Raw genomic sequence first — 19,934 nt, forward strand, 5'->3', positions numbered from 1 at the left:
TGGGATGTATGAGTCACCGAATCCGTACTTGCCAGATTGTGGTGGTCATGCGAGATCGCACGCAAGGCTGTACGTGACCACCGTTGGTACCGACGACGGGTACGACTTTCCGCTGAATGACGCACAGAAGTCCTTGCTGAAGCGGCAGTTCGCAATGTCGCGCGTTCCGCTAAACGTCGCTCAGTACGCCATCCTCGGCGGTCCTCTTGACGTCGAGACATTCCTGGGGGCCAGCCGTCGCGAGATCCGCGACACCCGGTCGCTACAGCTTAGGTTTCGCGTCGAGCATGGTGGCGTTGTCGGTGTGTACGACCCAACGTTGCACGACACCGTCGACTACATAGACCTCCGCGACGCTGAGGACCCGGCCGCGCAATCATTCGAGATGATGCGAGCAGATGCTTCCCGCCCCGTCGACCCGATGCGCGACCGCCTGGCGACTGGCACGCTGATTCAGCTCGCCGATGAGAGGTTCGCGCTCTACCAACGCACCCATCATCTACTCACTGACGGCGTCGCCACCGTTGAGAACATGGTCACCGGATTGCGACGGGTCGCGGCTGCGCTGGCCGGGGAACCACTGGAGCCTCGTTCACTTCCTGACCTGAGCGCCCCCGCCCGAGCCGACGCCAAGTATCGCGCCTCACCCAGGTTCCAGACCGACCGCGACTACTGGTTGGACGTGCTTGACGGAATCGGCGGCGGAACCCCGTCCCCGTCGCTGCGCGTCGGACCGCCGGCGGCGATTAATCGGAGAGCGTCGACGCCTATCGCCACTCCCATGATGGCCATGTTGCGACGTGCAGCGGAGGAGCGCACCACTACAATTCCGGCACTCATCGCGACCGCGCTGGCTACCTACTTCGCTCGCATCACGGACAGTGATGACGTCGTCATCGATCTCGCGGTCGCAGCGAGAACTGTCGCAGCTCTGCGGAGGACCCCACTGCCGACACTGAACTTCGTGCCCGTCCGGACTGGGGTCGGTTCGGCGACCACCGTTGGCGATGCGTTGCGCTCCACGCAAAGCGCGCTCATGGGCGCGTTGCGGCATCAGCGCTACCGGCGCGACGACATCGTCGCCGACCACGGCAACCTCATCACCGGACCCGTCCTCAACATCATGATGTTCGAACGGAAGATCCAGTTCGGAGAGGTCACCGCTACCTTCCACTCTCTGACCACGGGACCCGTCGACGACCTGTCGCTGAACATCTATCCCGACATCGACGGCGACCCGAGCGTGGACGGTTCGCTCGTCGTCGAACTCGAAGCGAACCCGAATCGGTACGACGAGGCCGACGTCGTCGAGCATCATCGACAGATCGTCGCGTTGCTGGGGGAGGTGGCGACGGCTCTTGTCGACGGTGGGGAGGTGGCTGTCGACGATCTGCCGATGGTGGTGGAGGAGCCTGCTGCGGTGTCGACGCCGGCTCGGGCCCGGGTGTTGACGGAGATTCTCGATGAGACCGTCGAGCGGTTCGGTGATCGGATTGCCGTCGACGGTGGGGCGTGTGGCGAAGACGCGCTGACGTTCGCTGAACTCGATGTGCGGGCAACCATCTTCGCCGAAGAGTTGCGCGGGTATGGGGCGCGGCCGGGGGAGACCGTGGCGATCACGCTGCCGCGTGGGGTGGAGCAAGTGGTTGCGTGGTGGGCGGTTGCGCGGAGTGGGGCAACGATTTTGCTCGTTGACCCTTCGCTCATGCGGGTGCGGGTGGAGACGATTCTGCGGGTGGCTGGGCCGGTGTGTGTGGTGTCGGAGGAGGGGGTTCGGTTTGGCGGCGGGCTGCGGGGGTCTCGAGGCTCGGCGCCTGGGGGCGCCTCGCACCTCGACCATCGGGATGGGGGTCAGCCGGGGGTGGACGACGTCGCGTATGTGGTGTTCACGTCGGGGACGACGGGCGAGCCCAAAGGTATTGCGGTACCGCATCGGGGACTGGCGAACCTGATCCGGGATGCGGAGTCGCTGCTCGACGACGGGAACGGGCCGGGACGGCTGGCAGCGGTGGCGTCACCGGCCTTCGACATCGCGCACTTCGAGATGCTCGCCTGCGCGGGACTCGGCTACACCCTGGTGCCGATCCCGTCGATCGACGCCGGCCTCGGCGCAGCACTCGTCGAGAACGCCGTCACCCACCTGTACGCCACCCCGTCGCTCATCGCGCGCATCCCCACCCATCAACTGCCGTGGGTGGTCGGGACGATCGGTGAAACGCTGCCGCCGGCCGTTGCGAATCAGGTCTCACCACAACGCATCCTGCGCAACACCTACGGGCCGGCCGAGGCCACGCTGTACGCGACCGTTGCCACCCTCGATGCACCGATCCCCACCGACCGGCCCACCCCCATCGGCGCCGCCGTCGACGGCATGGCCGCCTACCTCCTCGACCACCGGCTCCGCCCGCAACCGACAGGGATGATCGGCGAAATCTATCTCGCCGGAGCGCAACTCGCGCTCGGATACCTCGGCCGCACCGATCTCACCGCCGCCCGGTTCGTTGCCTGCCCCTGGCAATCCGGCACCCGCATGTACCGCACCGGCGACCTTGCCCGCATCGACCCCACCACCGGGCTCCTCGAATTCCACGGCCGCAACGACGACCAGATCTCCGTCCACGGCGTCCGCATCGAACCTGCCGAAATCGAACGCACCGCAGCCGATGTCGACGGCGTCGACGCAGCGGTCGCCATCGCCGTCCACAGCACACAGGGCACCACCATCGACGTCGCGATCACCGCTGCCACCCGACACCCTGCGGCCGACGCCCCTACCGCCCTAGCCTCGGCCGTGCGCCAGCACCTGTTCGCGACACTGCCGTCGATGATGTGGCCACGCCGCGTAGTCGCCGTCGACGAACTCCCACTCGGCACCACCGGCAAACTCGACCGACGCGCCGTCGCCACCCTCCTCGCGCAGATCCCCATCACACCGATCGCCTACGAGCCACCCACCACCGAATACGAAACCCTCGTCGCGGCAACGGTGTCCGCCGTACTCGAAGTCGACGAGCCGTCCATGCTCGCCTCCGTGATCGACCTCGGTGGAACGTCACTGTCGGTGATGGAGATCGTCGGACGCCTCGCCACCGCCACCGGCCGCGTCCTCACCATCGCCGACATCACCGCCGCCACCACACTGCGCGACATCGCCGCCCGACTCGCCGTCGCACCAACCCACACAGCACCCGCACTCACCCCGCAGACCGCCCGCGACCACTACCGGCCGACGCGCCCCCAGCAAGAACTCTGGCTCGCACACCGCTTGAACCCCGCCGACGCCGCCTACCACCTGCCCGTCCACCTCGAATTCGCGCCCGCGATCACCACGTCCGTCCTCACCGCAGCGCTGACCGACGTCGCCACCCGGCACGAGGCGCTGCGCACTGTCTTCGACACCGCCGACGATGGAACAGCCTCCGCACGAGTCCTTTCCGCCGCGCATCTCGCCGACCACCTACCGGTCGCGACCGCACCCCTCGACGAGGCAGGCATCCACGCCGCAGCCACCGCGCCGTTCGACCTCGGCGCCGTCCCCGCCTGGCGAGCCACCATCGACGACTCCGGCGACGCCGTCTCGGTAGTCCTCGTCGCCCACCACATCGCCGTCGACGGCGCCTCCCTCCCCATCCTCGTCACCGACTTCCTCACCGCCGTCGACGCCCGCCGCGACGGCCACGCACCCAGCTGGCCCAGCGCCGCAGCACCGTTCAGCGCGTCGATCTCATCCGATGTCACTGATACTGCTGCGGCGCAGAACTTCTGGCGCACCCACCTCGACGGCGCACCCGACCGATCGGCACTGCCCGAACCCGCACGGCCCGGGCCCGTGAGCTATCACCACCGCCACCTCGACACCACCTCACGTGAACGGCTCGCGCACACCGCCGCTGCCGCCGGCGGCACCGTCGCAGCCTTGATGCGGGTCACGCTGGCCGCGGTACTCGCCCGGGTCACCGGCCTCGACGACGTCGTGCTGTCGGTGCCGACCAGCGGCCGCGCCACCACCGCCGATCTCGGTCGCGTCGGCATGTTCGTGCGCACCCTGCCGCTACGACACACCGCCACCCTCGACCAGCGGCTCGGCGAGGCACTGACGCGCACCGACGCCACCCTCGCCGAGGCGGTAGGTCACGCCGACGCCGCACCCGCCGGCCTCGCCGACGTACTCGTCACCACCACCGTCACACTCCCGGACGTCACCGACACCACCGGCACCCTGCTTCGCGCCGTCCGCCCCCTCGACACCGGATTCGCCCAGACCGCACTACAGTTCGCCATCACCGACAACACCGACGTCATCGACATCCGGATGACCGTCGACGAACAGCGCGTCGACCCGGCCGGCGCAATCCTCATCCTCGACGCTTTTGTGGAGGCCGTCACTCAGCTCGCCGACGCGACCGCCGACACGTTGATCGGGCAGCAGCTACCGCCGGTCGCCGCTCCCGAACCGACTCCGCGACGCACACCCACCCTCGACCCGATCCGCGCACTCATCCCGCACACCCGGAGCACCCCGCACGCCATCGCCGTGACCGACGCACACGGCGACCTCACCTACAGTCAACTTGCCGCCCGCGCCCGCACACTGGCAATCACCCTGCTGCGCAACGGGGTCCGCGACGGCGATCGCGTCGCCCTGCAGATGAGCCGATCGTCGGACACGATCATCGCGATGGTCGCCGTCCTGATGGCCGGCGCCGCCTACGTCCCCATCGACACCGACCACCCGCAGTCACGCATCGACGAACTCCTCGACGCCGCAACCCCCGTCGCGATCATCGGTGACGACCTGCACGTCCAAGCCCGCGGCCCCTCGACCATCGCGCGCAGCACAGGCCACCGCGCGCCCGGCGAGGCCTACGTCATCTTCACCTCCGGCTCCACCGGAACACCCAAGGGCGTCAGCGTCAGCCGCGACAACCTCGCGACCATGCTCGGCGCCACCCTCGACGCGGTCGGCGCCGGCCCCGCAGACGTGTGGAGCTGGGCGCACTCCTACGCCTTCGACTTCTCCGTGTGGGAGATCTTCGGGGCGCTGGCCTCCGGCGGCCGCATCGCCGTGCTCGACCGCACCACCGTCCGCGACCCGCGCCTACTCCTCGACGCCCTCGCCACCCACGGCGTCACCATCTTGTCCCAGACGCCCACCGCCTTCGCCTGGCTCACCGACCCCGAGATCGTCGGCGCCGACGGTGATCTGCCGGCATTGCGGACCGTCGTCTTCGGAGGCGAAGCCGTCCACCCCACCGCGCTACATGACTGGGCGGCAACCCATCCCGATACACGCCTGATCAACATGTACGGCATCACCGAGACCACCGTGCATCTCACCGCCGCCGACGTCGACACCACCGACGCCCGCAGCATCATCGGCACACCGCTCGACGGCGTGCACCTCTCGGTCCGCGACGCCCGCGGATGCCGAGTTCCCGCCGGCGGGCGCGGCGAACTGTACGTCTCCGGGCGGCAGGTCTCCCGCGGCTACCTCAACGCGGCCGCGGCGACCGCCACCCGCTTCGTCGCCGACCCCGAACAGACCGGCGCACGCATGTACCGCACCGGCGACCTCGTGCGCATCCTGCCCGACGGCCGCCTCGCCTACCTCGGCCGCACCGACGACCAGATCCAACTGCGCGGCCACCGCATCGAACCCGCCGAGATCGCCGCCGTCCTGCGCCGACTACCCGGCGTCACCGACGCCCGCGTCCTCGTCGAACCCGGCACCCGCGCCGGCGACGAACGGCTCGTCGCCGCGGTCACCGGCTCTGACGGATTGGACGAGGCCGTCCTCCGCACCGAGTGCGCCGCCCAGCTCCCCGCCTATGCGGTGCCGCCGCGCATCGGCGTCGTCGACTCGTGGCCCGTCACCGACACCGGGAAGCTCGACCGCGCAACACTCCTCACGGCGATCACCGCAACAGCCTCACCCGCGCGACCGCTCACCGACTCCGAACAGCAGGTCGCCGCGGTGATCGCCGAGGTCATCGGCCTCGACGCCGTGGACGCCGACGCCAACTTCTTTGCCCTGGGCGGCAACTCGCTGTCGGCGGCACGGCTGGCCGCCAAGCTCAGCGGACCGCAGCGGTGGGTCACCGTCGGCGACGTGTTCGCCCATCCGACGGTGTCGGCGCTCACCACGCTGATGGGCCGGCCCGGTGAGGTGGCGGTGGGTGAGCCGCTGGCGCAACTCTCTGCGGCACAACGGGCGCTGTGGATTCTCAACCGCGTCGAACCGTCCGCGGCCTACCACCTCGCCGTGCGAATCCGGTTGACCAGCAGCACCAGTCGAGGAGTGCTCGAGACTGCGCTGCGTGACGTCGCCGACCGGCACGAGGCCTTGCGGACCATCTACCCCGAGATCGACGGAGAGCCTATGCCACGGGTGCTCTCGGCGGAAGAGATCACGCCGATCGCCGACCTAGATGAGCGCGAGGCGGTGCGCACACCGTTCGACCTGAGCCGCGACTGCGGCTGGCGGGCCGTGATCTCCGCGGACGACGCCGAGCTGATCCTGGTGGCCCACCACATCGTCGTCGACGGATGGTCGGTGCCGGTGCTGGTCACCGACTTCCTGCACGCCCTCGACGCCCGACGCGACGGCGAGGCACCGCAATGGCCCGAGCCGCAACCGCTTTTGGCCGCACGACGTGTGCCGGCCGACGCCGACTACTGGACCACCCACCTCGCCGGTGCCCCCACCACACTCGCACTGCCCGAGCCGCCCGACCCGCGCCCCACCGGGCTGACCGCCGGACCGGCTGTGGTGGAGCACTCGACGCTCGACGCGGCCACCGCCGCCGCCCTGGCACAACGGGCCGCCGACGCCGGAACCACCGTGTACGCCCTGCTCTGGGGGGCGCTCTCCGCCACCCTCGCCGAGATCACCGGCACCGACGACACCGTCATCGGCATCCCTGTCGCCGGCCGCGACGACCCGGCCACCCACGGCCTGGTCGGGATGCTCGCACGCACGGTTCCTCTGCGTGCCAGCGGTCTTCGCTCGTCGCGGGTCGACGACGCGCTGGCGCAGGCGCACGCCACGTTCGCTGCGGGGATGGCGCACGCCGAGTCCGCACCGGTCACCGTGCCGCCCGTACTCCTCGACCACGACGCCGCGCCGCCGATTCCGCCGGGCATCGCCGAGTACCAGGCACTGTCCACCGGGCAGGCGCGCACCGCACTGGAAGTCACCGTCCGCGACACCGGCACCGGCATGACCATCGCGCTGTCGGTGGCCCGGCACCATGTCGACCCCGCCGCCGGACCTGTTCTGCTGCAACGATTCCTTGCGGTGCTGCAGGGACTGGCGACGGCCGCGGATACTCGCGTCGACGAGCTGTTGCCTGCCGCCGATCCGATCCCGTCGCCCGCCCGCACCACCGACCCCGCCGACGTGCTCGACCTCCTTCAGGACGTGGCCGCGCGTCACCCAGAGGCGACCGCCGTTGCCGACGACCACGATTCGCTGACGTATGCGGACCTGCTGGCGCGGGCGAGCGCGTACGCCGCAGAACTTGCAGGCCGCGGCGTGGGGGCCGGGGATCGGGTGCCGTTGATGCTGCCGCCGTCGGTGGATGCGGTCGTCGCGATGCTCGGCGTGCTGATGGCCGACGCGGTGGTCGTGCCGATCGACCCGGCCGCACCGCAGGAGCGGGTCGCGGCGATGCTCGCCCGGTGCGAGACGGCGACGGCCCCAGGCGATGCGTACGTCATGCACACCTCCGGCTCGACGGGAACACCCAAGGGCGTCATCGCCACCCGCGCCGGACTGGCCGCCATGCTCGCCGCCTCCCGCGACCTCATCGACCCCCGACCGGGCGACGTGTGGGCGTGCACCCATGCCCCCACCTTCGACGTATCGGTGTGGGAGATCTTCGGGGCGCTCACCTCGGGCGGCACCGTCGCTATCGTGCGCCGCGACGACGTCGTCGACGTAAAGCGCTTCGTCGACGCCCTCGACCACCACGGCGTCACCATCCTCGCCCACACGCCCACGTCGTTCGTCCGGCTCACCGACCCGACACTCGGCAGACACCGGCTCCGTACGCTGCGGTGCCTGGTGCTCGGCGGCGAAGCCTTCGACCCGACCGCACTGCAGCAGTGGACACACCGGCATCCCGACGTCCGGCTCGTCACCATGTACGGACCCACCGAAACCACCGTCCAGGTGACCGGCGGCGACATCGACGTCGATGACCACCGACCCCTCATCGGCCGACCACTCGCAGGCGTCGGCGCAGAAGTCCTCGACGCGCACGGCCGGCCGGTCCCGATCGGCGGACGCGGCGAGTTGTACCTCACCGGAACACAACTCGCCCGCGGATACATCGACCCCGCCGAAACCGCCGCACGCTTCGTCGCCGCACCCGACGGCACACGCCGCTACCGCACCGGCGACCTGGTGCGCCGCCTGCCCGACGGCCGACTGGCCTACCTCGGCCGCACCGACGACCAGGTTCAGATCCGCGGATACCGCGTCGAACCCGCCGCCGTCGTGTCGGTCCTCCGATCCGTGCCCGGGGTGGTCGACGCACGGGTCGTCGTCGACTCGGGTGCACAGCGAGGCGACGAGCGGCTCGTCGGATTAGTGATCGGCGACACCGACGAGACGACCCTTCTGGATGCTTGTGCCGCAGCGCTTCCCGCACATCAGGTGCCCGCGCGGATCGGATTCGTCGACCGGTGGCCGCTGACCGCACACGGCAAGCTCGATCGGGAAGCGCTGCTGCGCGGCCTCACTACGCTCGACGTGCGTGAGCGGGGGGCGCTGACCGATCGCGAACAGGTGATTGCCGACGCGATGGCCGCCACCCTCGGCGATGCACCGCCCATCACCGCCGACACCAACTTCTTTGCCGTGGGCGGCAACTCGCTGTCGGCGGCACGGCTGGCCAGCCGGTTGACCCAATCGGGGCTCGCGATCTCGGTGACCGACGTCTTCGCCGCACCCACCGTCCGGGATCTCGCCGCGCTGGATGCCGTGGTGACGGACGGTGTTCCCGATCTGGATGGTGTTCGCATTGAACCTGATCGGCTTCCGCTGGCGCCCGAGCAAGAAGACCTGTGGCTGCGGTGGCGTGCCGAACCCGACCGCACCGGATACCTTGTGACCATGGCGATTCCGGTCGCCGAGATCTGGGACGGCAGCATCGACGACCTGCGCGGCGCACTCACCTCCGTCGCCCTGACCTACGAGGCGCTGCGCACCAGCTTCCCGACCGCCGACGACGGCACGCCCTACCAGAAACGGTGGACCGACGCCGACGTCCGGGCCCATCTGGGTGCTCTCGAGGTCACCGAGGTCGCCGACGTCCGGGAGGCGCTCGCCGCGCTGGCCGAGCCGATCGACCTGACGACCAGCCTCCCGTGGCGCCTCGCCCTCGCTGAACACGACCGCGTTGCATGGGTTCTCGTCGCCGTCCACCACATCGTCGCCGATGGCGAAACGCTGCCGATCCTGCGGTCAGCACTCGGCCGAACCGTCCCTCCCGCCGTCGACTACCGGCGCTACACCCAGTGGCGCCTCGACACCCTCGCCGCCCGCCGAGCCGAACTCACCGCCTACTGGACGTCGGTGTTCACCGAACCCGTTGCCACGCTGCAACTCCCCGAGATCGACCTCGGTGCACCGGCCGGCGGCCGTCCCCGACACAGCGCGGTGGCGCTCTCCGTAGAGACCACCGCGCAACTCGACGCGCTCGCCGCCGATGCGCGCAGCACCCCATTCATCGTGCTGCACACCGTCCTCGCGATGATCCTCGCCCGACAGTCCGGCAGCGACGTCGTCACCATCGGCACCGCACTGTCCGGACGAGTCGACCCGCGCCTGGCCGACGTCCCCGGACTCTTCGCCCGCGCCGTCCCGCTGCACACCCGCGTCGACCTCGACCTCCCCTTCACCGACCTCCTCGCCAGGGTTACCGCCACCGACGTCGGCGCGCTCGCCCACGCCGACCTGCCGCTGTCGGCGATCGGCCGCATCGCCGACCCCGACCGCGACCGCGCCGGACGCCCACTGTTCGACGTCGTCCTCGGCGCCGTCCCCGACGACGTCGCGTCGCGCTACTCCGGCGCCACCGCACCACTGTTCGGTATCGACGTAATGAGCCACCGCCGCGACGGACGAGCACACCTCGACCTCACCTGCGGGGAACGCGTCACCGACCAACCTCGACTCGACGCTCTCGCCTCGCTCCTCGGGTCGGTGCTCGAACAGGCTGTGGCACAACCCGAACGGACCGGGGCCGACCTCCTCGGCGGACCGGCAGTGCGACGTGTGGAGCCACCACCGCCGGAGACGCTGGCCGAGCTGCTCGACGCGCAGCTCGCCACACCGTCGGCGATCGCCATCGACGACGCCGCGCACCGCATCCCCGGATGCGGTGCCGCGCTGCGTTACGGCGACGTCGACCGCCTCGCCGACGCGCTCGCGTGGCGGCTGCGCGAGCAGGGGATCGGACCGGGTCAGGTGGTGGCGTGTCACCTGCCGCGGTCGGTGTTCGGGGTGGTGGCGACCGTGGCGATCGCCCGCACCGGCGCGGTCTTCGTCGCCGTCGACCCCGCCGACCCCGCAACCCGACGCCGCGACATCCTCGACCGTGCCCGTGCTGCCGTGGTTCTCACGCTCGTCGCCGACGAGGTGCCGGACGTGGCTGCGGTGCCGGTGATCGCTGTCGACAATCCGTACCTGTACCCGGCCGAACGGCGACGATTCACCCGCGCCGACCGGGTGCGCCCGCTGCACGTCGATGACGCCGCCTACCTCACCTTCACCTCGGGGACCACGGGCCGGCCCAAGGGCGTTGTCGTCACCCATCGCGGACTCGCCGGCTGGGCCCGCGACACCGTCCGACGCCTCGAGCTGACGTCCCTCGATCGCGTAATGCACACGTACGCCGTCGGTTTCGACGCGCACCTGATGGGCATCGTGCCCGTTCTCGCTGCAGGCGCCTGCGTCGTGATCTGCCCGCCGGAGGTGATCGGCGGCGACGACCTCGCCGACCACATCGCCGACACCGAAACCACCGTGCTGCTGACGACGCCGTCGGTGCTGTCGACGATCAGCCCCGCGCAGGTGCCGGAGGTCCGGCACGTCGCGGTCGGTGGGGAAGCGCTGAGCGCCCGGCTGGCCGGAACGTGGATGGCGCACGGGCACACCGTCAGCAACGAGTACGGGCCCACCGAGACGACGGTCGCCGTCACCAGCGCGCGGTGCCGCCCCGACGGCCCGATCACCATCGGCGCCACCATGCCCGGAGTCGACGCCGTCATCCTCGACGACGCGTTGCGGCCGGTACCCGACTACACGATCGGCGAACTGTACATCGGCGGAAGCGCCCTGGCGCGAGGCTATCTCGACGATCCGGCCGGCACGGCGGCCGCCTTCGTTGCCGGCCCCGGCGGGACGCGGATGTACCGCACCGGCGACCTCGTCCACCGCCGCGCCGACGGCGACCTCGTCATCCACGGACGTCGCGACGATCAGCTGAAGGTGCGCGGCATCCGGATCGAACCGGCGGAGGTGGAGGCCGCGCTCGCCGGTCTTGCGGATGTGAGCGAAGCGGTCGTCGCCGCCCGTCGCACTCCAGCCGGTGAGCGGGTGCTCGCCGCATGGGTCATTCCGGCACCCGGTTCCCCCGTGGACAGTGCGAGCCTGCGGGAACAGGTGCGTACGGTGTTGCCGCGCAGCGTGGTTCCCGCGTCGATCACACTCGTCGATCGGCTGCCACTCGGCCCGACCGGCAAGGTCGACCGCAGCCGCCTGCCCGCCCCGGACCTCGCCGGTGATGTCGCGGAGATTGTCGCCCCACGCACCGAGCTGGAGCGGATGGTGGCGGTCGTGTACGGCGAGGTCCTCGGCGTCGACGAGGTGCACGCGCACGCCGACTTCTTTGCCCTCGGCGGTACGTCGTTGTCGGCGACACAGGTCGCCTCACGGCTCTCCGAACGCCTCGGCGCCGACGTCGCGGTCCGCACTCTGTTCGACGCCCGGACCGTCGCCGCCCTCGCCGCGGCGATCCCGGCGGCCTCCGATGTGCCGGTCGCTGTGCCACGCCACCTGCCCCGACCCGAACGGCTGCCGCTGGCATACCCGCAGCGGCGCATCTGGATTCAACACCTCCGTGCCCCGTCGTCGACGGCGTACCACGTGCCGTTGGTGGTGCGGTTCTCCGGAGCCGTCGACGTCGACCGGCTCGCCAAGGCGATGGTCGCGGTACTCGGCCGCCACGAGAGCCTGCGGACCGTCATCGACGACGGACCGTGGCAGCGACTCGCCAACAGCGCCGACGTCCGCATCGTCCGCGTGAACGACGATGTGGGCGCGGCCATTCGGGACGAGATCACGCGACCCTTCGACCTGGAACACGAGATCGGTGTTCGCGCAGTCCTATTCGAGAGCGCCGACCACATCGTTGTGGCCGTGACCGCACACCACATCGCGCTCGACGGCTGGTCGGTGCGACTGCTCCTCGGTGAGCTCGCCCAGGCCTACACCGGCACCGAGTTGGCTCCGCCCGCACTCACCTTCGGTGACTACACCCAGTGGCACCTCGCGCTGCTCGGCGACCCGGACGATCCGTCGAGCCGATACGCCCGAGAGATCCGGCACTGGCAAGAGACATTGGCCGGTATCGTCCCGTTCCGCGCGCCCGGTGTCGGTGGGGACGTCGGAGCGGGCGGCCGTATCACCCACCGCCTCGACGTCGAGGTCACCACCGCGATCACCGCTGCGGCACAACGGGAATCGGCAACCCTGTTCCAAGCGGCTCATGCCGCGCTGGCGTCGGTTCTCGGTCGCTGGGCACGACGCGATGATGTGGTCATCGCGATGCCCGTGCACGGGCGGTCGGCACCGCAGTGGGAGTCGGTGGTCGGGATGTTTGTCAACACCGTCGCCCTGCGCACCCGGATCGACGCCACCACGTCGATGCGGTCGGCGATGTGGCAGGCGCGCGACGTCGCGCTCGACGCCCTCGACCACGCCGAGGTGCCCTACGAGGCGGTGGCCGCAGCAGTCCGGCCCGGTGCCCGCGACGGTATCGACCCGCTCACCTCGATCCTGCTAGTCGGCCAGGACGTGGTACCCGCGCTCGACGGACCCGTCGTGCTCGCCGACGGGGTGCACGCAGAGCCCGTGTCGCTCGACGGAGATGCGGTGGCCGCCAAACTCGACGCCGAACTGGTGATCACCGTCGTCGACGGGCACCTCGAGGTGACCGCGGTGTATTCACCGCGGATGCCGGCCGAGCTGGCCGACGCGCTGCTCGCCGACGTGTGCGCGGCACTCGCGGCGATGGCCGACGACCTCGGCCGACCGTTCCCCGAGCTGATGGCGCTACCGACCGGGGCGGTGGCCGAAGTGACGCCGCAGCCCATTGCGGCTATCGGCGAGGCGAACTCGCACGATGTGGATACGGTGCGGATGGTGATGGCCGACATCCTGGGCGTCGACGACGTCGCGGCCGACGCGGACTTCTTCACGCTCGGCGGGACGTCGTTGTCGGCGACGCAGGTGTCGTCGAGGTTGGGACGCGACCTGGGGGTGCGGGTACCGACCGCCCTCGTCTTCGACCATCCGACGCCGCGCGCCCTGGCGAGCGCTGTCGCGGGTGTGGTGAGCGCTGTCGGCGGTGGGGTGAGCGCTGTCGCGGGTGGGGAGGGCGCCGTCGCGGATGGGAAGGGCGCTGTCGGCGGGGAGTGGGTGCCGCTGGCGCCGACGCAACGACGACTGTGGACCGCGGCATCCATGGCCGAGGCCGCACCCCTCTATGCGGTACCCGTCGTGGTACCGGTATCCGACGGCGTGACCGTCGAACAGGCGGCTGACGCTCTGCGCGCCGTGATCGCCCGCCACCAGGCTTTGCGTCTGGCATACGGCGACACGGGGAGTGGCCCGCGCCAGCGTGTCGTCGAGGGCTGGTCGCCGGACGTCGAGATCCTCGCCGTCGAGTCGCTCGACGCCGATGTGCTGTCCGGTCTGCTGCACCTGCCGCCAGCCAACTCCGCCGGCACTCCGCCGGTGCGGGCGCTTGTCGTCAGCGTGCCCACGGACACCGGCGAGCGGCCCCTCGCGGTGGGCATCCTCGCCCACCACATCAGCATCGACGGCGAATCCGCGGCCATGATCGCCGCCGACCTCACCACCGCAGTGATGGGCACCCCGTTCGGTGCCTCGACGGGAGATTTCCTCGGTGCCGCAGCAGCACTCGATGCGCGCGAACGTACCGAACGCGCTCACCTGCTGGAGTTCTGGGAGCACGCTCTCGACGGATACGCCGACGACCTCGGCCTCGTCGAACACCGGCCCGTCGTCCGTGACCTCTCGACGGCAACCGTGCGTCGCACCCTCACCCGCCACCTCACCGACAAGATCCGCAGCACCGCACGTGGCCACCACGCCTCCGAGTTCCACATCCTGCACGCGGCCACAGCATTCGCGTTGAGCGTGCAGGCCGGTGCCGACGACATCGCCATGGCCACCCCCGTCTCACTGCGCGGCGACGACCGGTGGCGGTCGGTGGTCGGCATGCTCGTCTCGACCGTGGTGATGCGCACCCGGATCGGAGCCGTCGGCACCGTCGAGGAACTCATCGACATGGTGCGCGACGACGACCTCGCGGCCACCGACCATGCCCTCGTCGCCTTCGACGACGTCGTCGACCACCTCGGCGTCACCCGCGTCGTCGGCCGACATCCCCTGGTGCAGATCATGTTCTCTGTGGTCGACGGAGCCATGGCGTCGGGCGCGGCGGCAGCCACCGGTACCGTGCCCGGCGTCGACGAGTTCAGTCCGAGAAGCGAATTCGATCTGCAGGTGATCGTCACACTCGACCCCGAGGGACACCGCATCGATGTGATCTATGCGCGACAACTGTTCTCGGAGGGTCAGATCAACACGATCGTCCGGAGAATCGGCACCGCACTGCAGATCGTCACCGGCGACGGAACACAGCGCCTCGACCCCACCCGTCTGCTGAGCCGGCGCGAGTCGGAGTTCATCCTCGAGCATGCGGGCGCCACCCCCGACAGCGTCGAACCGCCACTGCTGCACGACATTCTCGACGCGGCCGTGCGTCGGCATGCGAACGTGATGGCCGTCGGCGACGGTGTACGGCATCTCACCTTTGCCGAGCTCGACGCCTGGGTCTCGGTGACCGTCCGCAGCTTCGCCGACCGCGGTGTGCGCGTGGGAGATCGGGTCGGGCTGCTCATCGACCGATCCGTCGAATGGGTGGTGGCGTGGTGGGCGGTGAGCCGGCTCGGCGCGGTGATCGTGGCCGTCGACGTCGATCATCCGGCCGCCCGCATCGAGAAGACCCTCGCGCTTGCGCAGGCCCGACCGGTGACCCGTCACGATATTCCATCCCAGCCTCACGGTCCGGTTACACCTGTTCCAGCACAACGTGTCTCACCCGATGCGCTCGCCTACATCATCACCACCTCCGGCACCACGGGCACCCCCAGCGCGGTCGCGGTCACCCATCGTGGGCTGCACCGCTGCACCCGGGTGAGTGGCATCTCGGTGTTGGACCGGGTCGCGATCACCACCGGCCCGGCGTTCGACGCGTCGATCATGGCGATCCTGTCGGCGGTCGGAGCGGGTGCGGCACTGGTGGTTGCGCCGTCGACGGTGCGCGCCGGCACCGAGCTGACCGGGTGGTTACGCGATGTCGGCGCCACCGTGATGCTCGGGACGCCGTCGGTGATGCAAACCGTCGACCCCGCGGCGTTGCCGTCGATGCGTCGCGTGTTCATCGGGGGAGAAGCGTTGCCGCGCACGCTTGCCGACCAGTGGTCGGCGCACACCGAGGTCGACAACGTCTACGGCCCCACCGAAGCGACCGTCTGGGTGACCGGCGCCCCCTATCGATCCGACGAACCGAATCGGATCGGATACCCACTGCCCGGCATCGGAACCATCATTCTGGACCGGCGCTTGCGGCCGGTTGCACCAGGTGTGGTCGGCGAACTGTACGTTGCCGGAACCGGATTGGCGCGCGGATATTTTGGTGATCCCGGCAAGACCGCCGTACGGTTCGTCGCCGGCCCGGGTGGCGAACGGCTCTATCGCACCGGTGATCTCGTGCGTTGGGACCGGCGCGGCGGTGGCCTGATCTATGTGGGGCGCGTCGACCGGCAGATCAAGATCCGCGGGCAACGCGTCGAACCCGCCGAGATCGACGCCGTGCTCTTGGGATCGGGGGCGGCGCAGGCGGCGACCGTCGTCCGGCCGGGTCCGGCGGGTGCCGCCCTGATCTCCTATGTCGTCGGTGACGCGGCCGACGTCGAGCGGATGCGCCGCGCGGTCGTCCGCATGCTCCCGCGGCACATGGTGCCCGCGCAGATCATCGCCGTCGACGCGTTACCGCACACCAGCGCAGGCAAGATCGATGACGCTGCGCTCCCACCACCGCAATGGACCCAATCGGGTCGCGCGCCGGCCACCGCCCACGAACACGCGGTGTGCGCGGCGTTCGAGTCGGTCCTCGGGGTGCCGGTCGGCATGGACGACGATTTCTTCGACGCCGGCGGAAACTCGTTGGCGCTGATCGCGTTACGTGACGAGATCGAGCACCGTACCGGGTTGCGGATCTCGGTTGCCGAACTGTTCGCGCACGCCACACCCGCGGGTGTCGTCGCCGGCGGTGACTGGCTGCTGGAGCACCGGGTGGTGGAGTTGTCGGCGGAGAGCGCGGCGCGCAAGGCCATGGTGGGGGAGAGCGCGCCGCTGTGGGTGGTGCACACCGTGACGGGCATCGTCACCGATTACGCCCCGCTGGCCCACGCGATGCCGCATCGTCGCGTGCTCGGCGTCCAGCTGCCCGAGCTCCTCGACACCGCGCACGCGATGCCGGAGTCGTTGGCCGCCATCGCGGCACGTCACGTGACCGCGATCCGCGAGCGTCAACCCGACGGTCCGTATCGACTGATCGGGTGGTCGTACGGTGGGGTGCTCGCCCACGAGATCGCCCGGCAGATCGTCGAGAGTGGCGGAGAGATCGCGCTGCTGGTGCTTCTCGACCCGCGGACCCCGGCCGAACTCGTCGCCGCCGAACTCCAGGGCGTCGCCGACGACGATGCGGCCCGGCTCGACGAGCTGCTGCAACCACTCGCCGCCGCCGACCCCGACCTGGCGGCCACCGTCACCCACCGTATCGGGATGGTCGTCGACGGGTTGCGCCGACATCAGCCGTCGTCGGTGACCGCAGGTAGGGTCCTGTATCTGGCGTCGAACGACGGCGACATGGATGTGGACGTGAAGAGGCAGGCGTGGGCGCCGTATCTCGACGGTGACGTCGAGGTGATCGAGACCGGTCGTGCACACGCCGACCTCGGCGGGCCGGCGTCGATGCGGCAGATCGCGCAACTACTCGAGGAGCATTGGTGAGCGAAGGACAGAGCAGTCCGGGAGACCGGCCCCAATCGATTCTGTTCGTGTGCACGGGCAACATCTGTCGGTCGCCGATCGCCGAGCGCATTCTGCGGACACTTGCCGATACCGCCGGGGTGTCGGTGACGGTGACCAGCGCCGGTGTCGGCGCGCAGAACGGCGCGCCGATGCATCCGCTGTCGGTGGAGGTGCTCGACGAACACGGCTACGACGCAGCCGGATTCGAGGCCCACTACCTCCGGCCGCAGATCCTCGACGGCGCCGACCTGGTGCTGACGATGACCCGCGAACACCGCGCCGCATGCCAGCGGACGACACCCGCGCGGTGGAAGCGGATGTTCACGCTCAACGAGTTCGTCGAGTTGGTCGGAGAACTCGACGGTGCCGGCCTGTCGACGGTGATCGACTCGCGAGCACGGATCGACACCAACGCCGAACGACTCGACATCGTCGACCCGATGGGGCAGCCGAAGGAGGCATTCGAGCGGGTCTTCGCCGAGATCGAACCGCGGGTGCTCGACGTCGCGTCGTGGCTGGCCGGTGGTGCGGCGGTGGAGCTGCCCGGTGGTCGTGTGCCGGAGCCGGTACCCGTCGAGCCCGTGGTCGACGCCGGTCCGCCGCCGGAGGACCCGGGGTCGGCGTCGTCGGGTGACGAGACGCCGCGCGCCCGGTGGTGGCGGAATCGGTGGCTGTGGATCGTCCTCGGTGTGGTCATCGCTGTGGTGGTGATCGGTGTTGCGTGGCTTGCCTATTCGGCGTTCGCGGCGAAGGGGGAGTTGGAGTCGGCGCGCACCGATGCGCAACGCGCGCGCACCGCGATCCTCGACGGGGACCAGAAGACGGCCAAGCAGGCCGCGCAGTCGGCCGCCGATGAGGCGGGTAGTGCCGCGGACCGCACCGACGGGGTGGTGTGGTCGGCGGCCGCGGCCATCCCGTGGCTCGGCAAACCACTCGACTCGGTGACCCAGATCAGTTCCGCGGTGTCGGACTACGCCTCGCAGGTACTGGTGCCGTCGGCGGATCTGTCGTCGGTGCTCTCGCCGTCCCAGCTGCGCCGCGGCGACACCATCTCCACCGCCCCGCTGCGGCAGGCGCAACCGCAGCTCGCGGCGATCGCGGAGAAATCGAACGCGATCGCCACTCATGCGGCCGGGATCGATCCGAGCTGGTCGGGCACCGTCGCCGACGCCCGCAACCAGCTCGTCGACCTGCTCGACCGGGCCAACGCCACCGTGCAGGGTACCGACATTGCCGCGCAACTGGTTCCGTCGATGCTCGGCGCCGACGGGCCGCGCAACTACATCCTCGCCCTGCAGACGCCGTCGGAGTCTCGGGGGACCGGTGGCCTCGTCGGCGGGTTCGCGATCATCAACGCCGCCGACGGCCGGGTGACCGCGCCGACGTTGGGTGCCAACTCGGACTTCCGTAATCCGACGCGTCCGCAGATCGATCTGGGGCAGGAGTACGACTGGCTGTTCGACTCGTTCAAGCCCTACACCGACTTCCGTAACTCCAATCTGAGCCCGAACTTTCCCGACGCCGCCCGGATCTGGATCGCCAACTGGAAGTCGCAGACCGGTCAGCAACTCGACGGTGCCGTCGCGCTCGATCCGATCGCGATGAGCTACGTCCTGAAGGTGACCGGGCCGGTCACGCTGCCGAGCGGGGAGAAGATCACCGCCGACAACATCGTCCCGATCACCCTGTCGACGGCGTATCAACGCTTCGCCGACAACAATGATGCGCGAAAAGCGTATCTGCAGAGCATCTCCCGAGCTGTCGTCGGCCAGATCTCCGGTTTCCGCGGCGACACCGGTGCGCTCCTCGAAGCGTTGGGTCGTGGAGTGTACGAGCGACGGATCATGGTCTACAGCGCCGATCCCGCCGAGCAGAAGATCCTGGAGTCCACCGACCTCGGACACCAGATCCCCGACACATCGGCACCGTATCTGCAGGTCGCGCTGTCCAACGCTGCCGGCAACAAGCTCGACTACTACCTGCGCCGGGACATCTCCTATCAGGCCGCCGGATGCAGCGGGGACTCGCGGAAGAGCACGGTGACCGTCACGCTCACCAATACCCTCGACAACCTGTCTCTGCCCGACTACGTCGTCGCACCCAACGGCACCAACCTGTCGGTGGCCCGCGGAACGAACCTGGTCAACGTCGCGATGCTGACCACCAAGGGCGCGACCGTCACCTCGCTGACCGTCGACGGCGTCGGCCCGCTCTACACCAACGAAACCCTCAACGGCCGCCCCTACGTCTCGACTCTGGTGCGCGTGCCGCCCGGTCAGAAGGTCACCGTCACCATGAACCTCGAGGAGCCGACGTCGGCGCACGGCCCCGCCGACGTCCCCATCCAGCCCCTCGTCGACACCCCGCAGGTAAAGGTGGACGTCCCGGCATGCCGGTGATCGCCCCGGCCCTTTCCCTGTGGTCCTTCACCCGGTCGCCCTTGCCCCGAGTCCTTCACCCGGTGGCCCTTTCCTCGGTCGTCGAGGTGTGACGAGCCGCTAGGCGAGGAGCCTCGAGA

Annotated in this window: 2 protein-coding genes; both read left to right on the forward strand. The window is 69.8% G+C overall.

Annotated elements, in window-relative coordinates; translation table 11 throughout:
* Positions 1 to 73: 73 nt before the first annotated feature.
* The gene (locus P3L18_RS23615) at positions 74 to 17,395 is read left to right on the forward strand and encodes a non-ribosomal peptide synthetase (protein WP_276115431.1); all 17,322 of its coding nucleotides are present in this window, start codon (positions 74 to 76) and stop codon (positions 17,393 to 17,395) included.
* Positions 17,392 to 19,815, forward strand: a complete 2,424-nt coding sequence (locus tag P3L18_RS23625; protein ID WP_346348448.1) for a DUF4012 domain-containing protein — start codon at positions 17,392 to 17,394, stop codon at positions 19,813 to 19,815. The genes P3L18_RS23615 and P3L18_RS23625 overlap by 4 nt, the downstream gene beginning before the upstream one ends.
* Positions 19,816 to 19,934: the final 119 nt, after the last annotated feature.

This window comes from Gordonia sp. N1V (genome assembly GCF_029269935.1).
In the GTDB taxonomy this organism is placed as follows: Bacteria; Actinomycetota; Actinomycetes; order Mycobacteriales; family Mycobacteriaceae; genus Gordonia; species Gordonia polyisoprenivorans.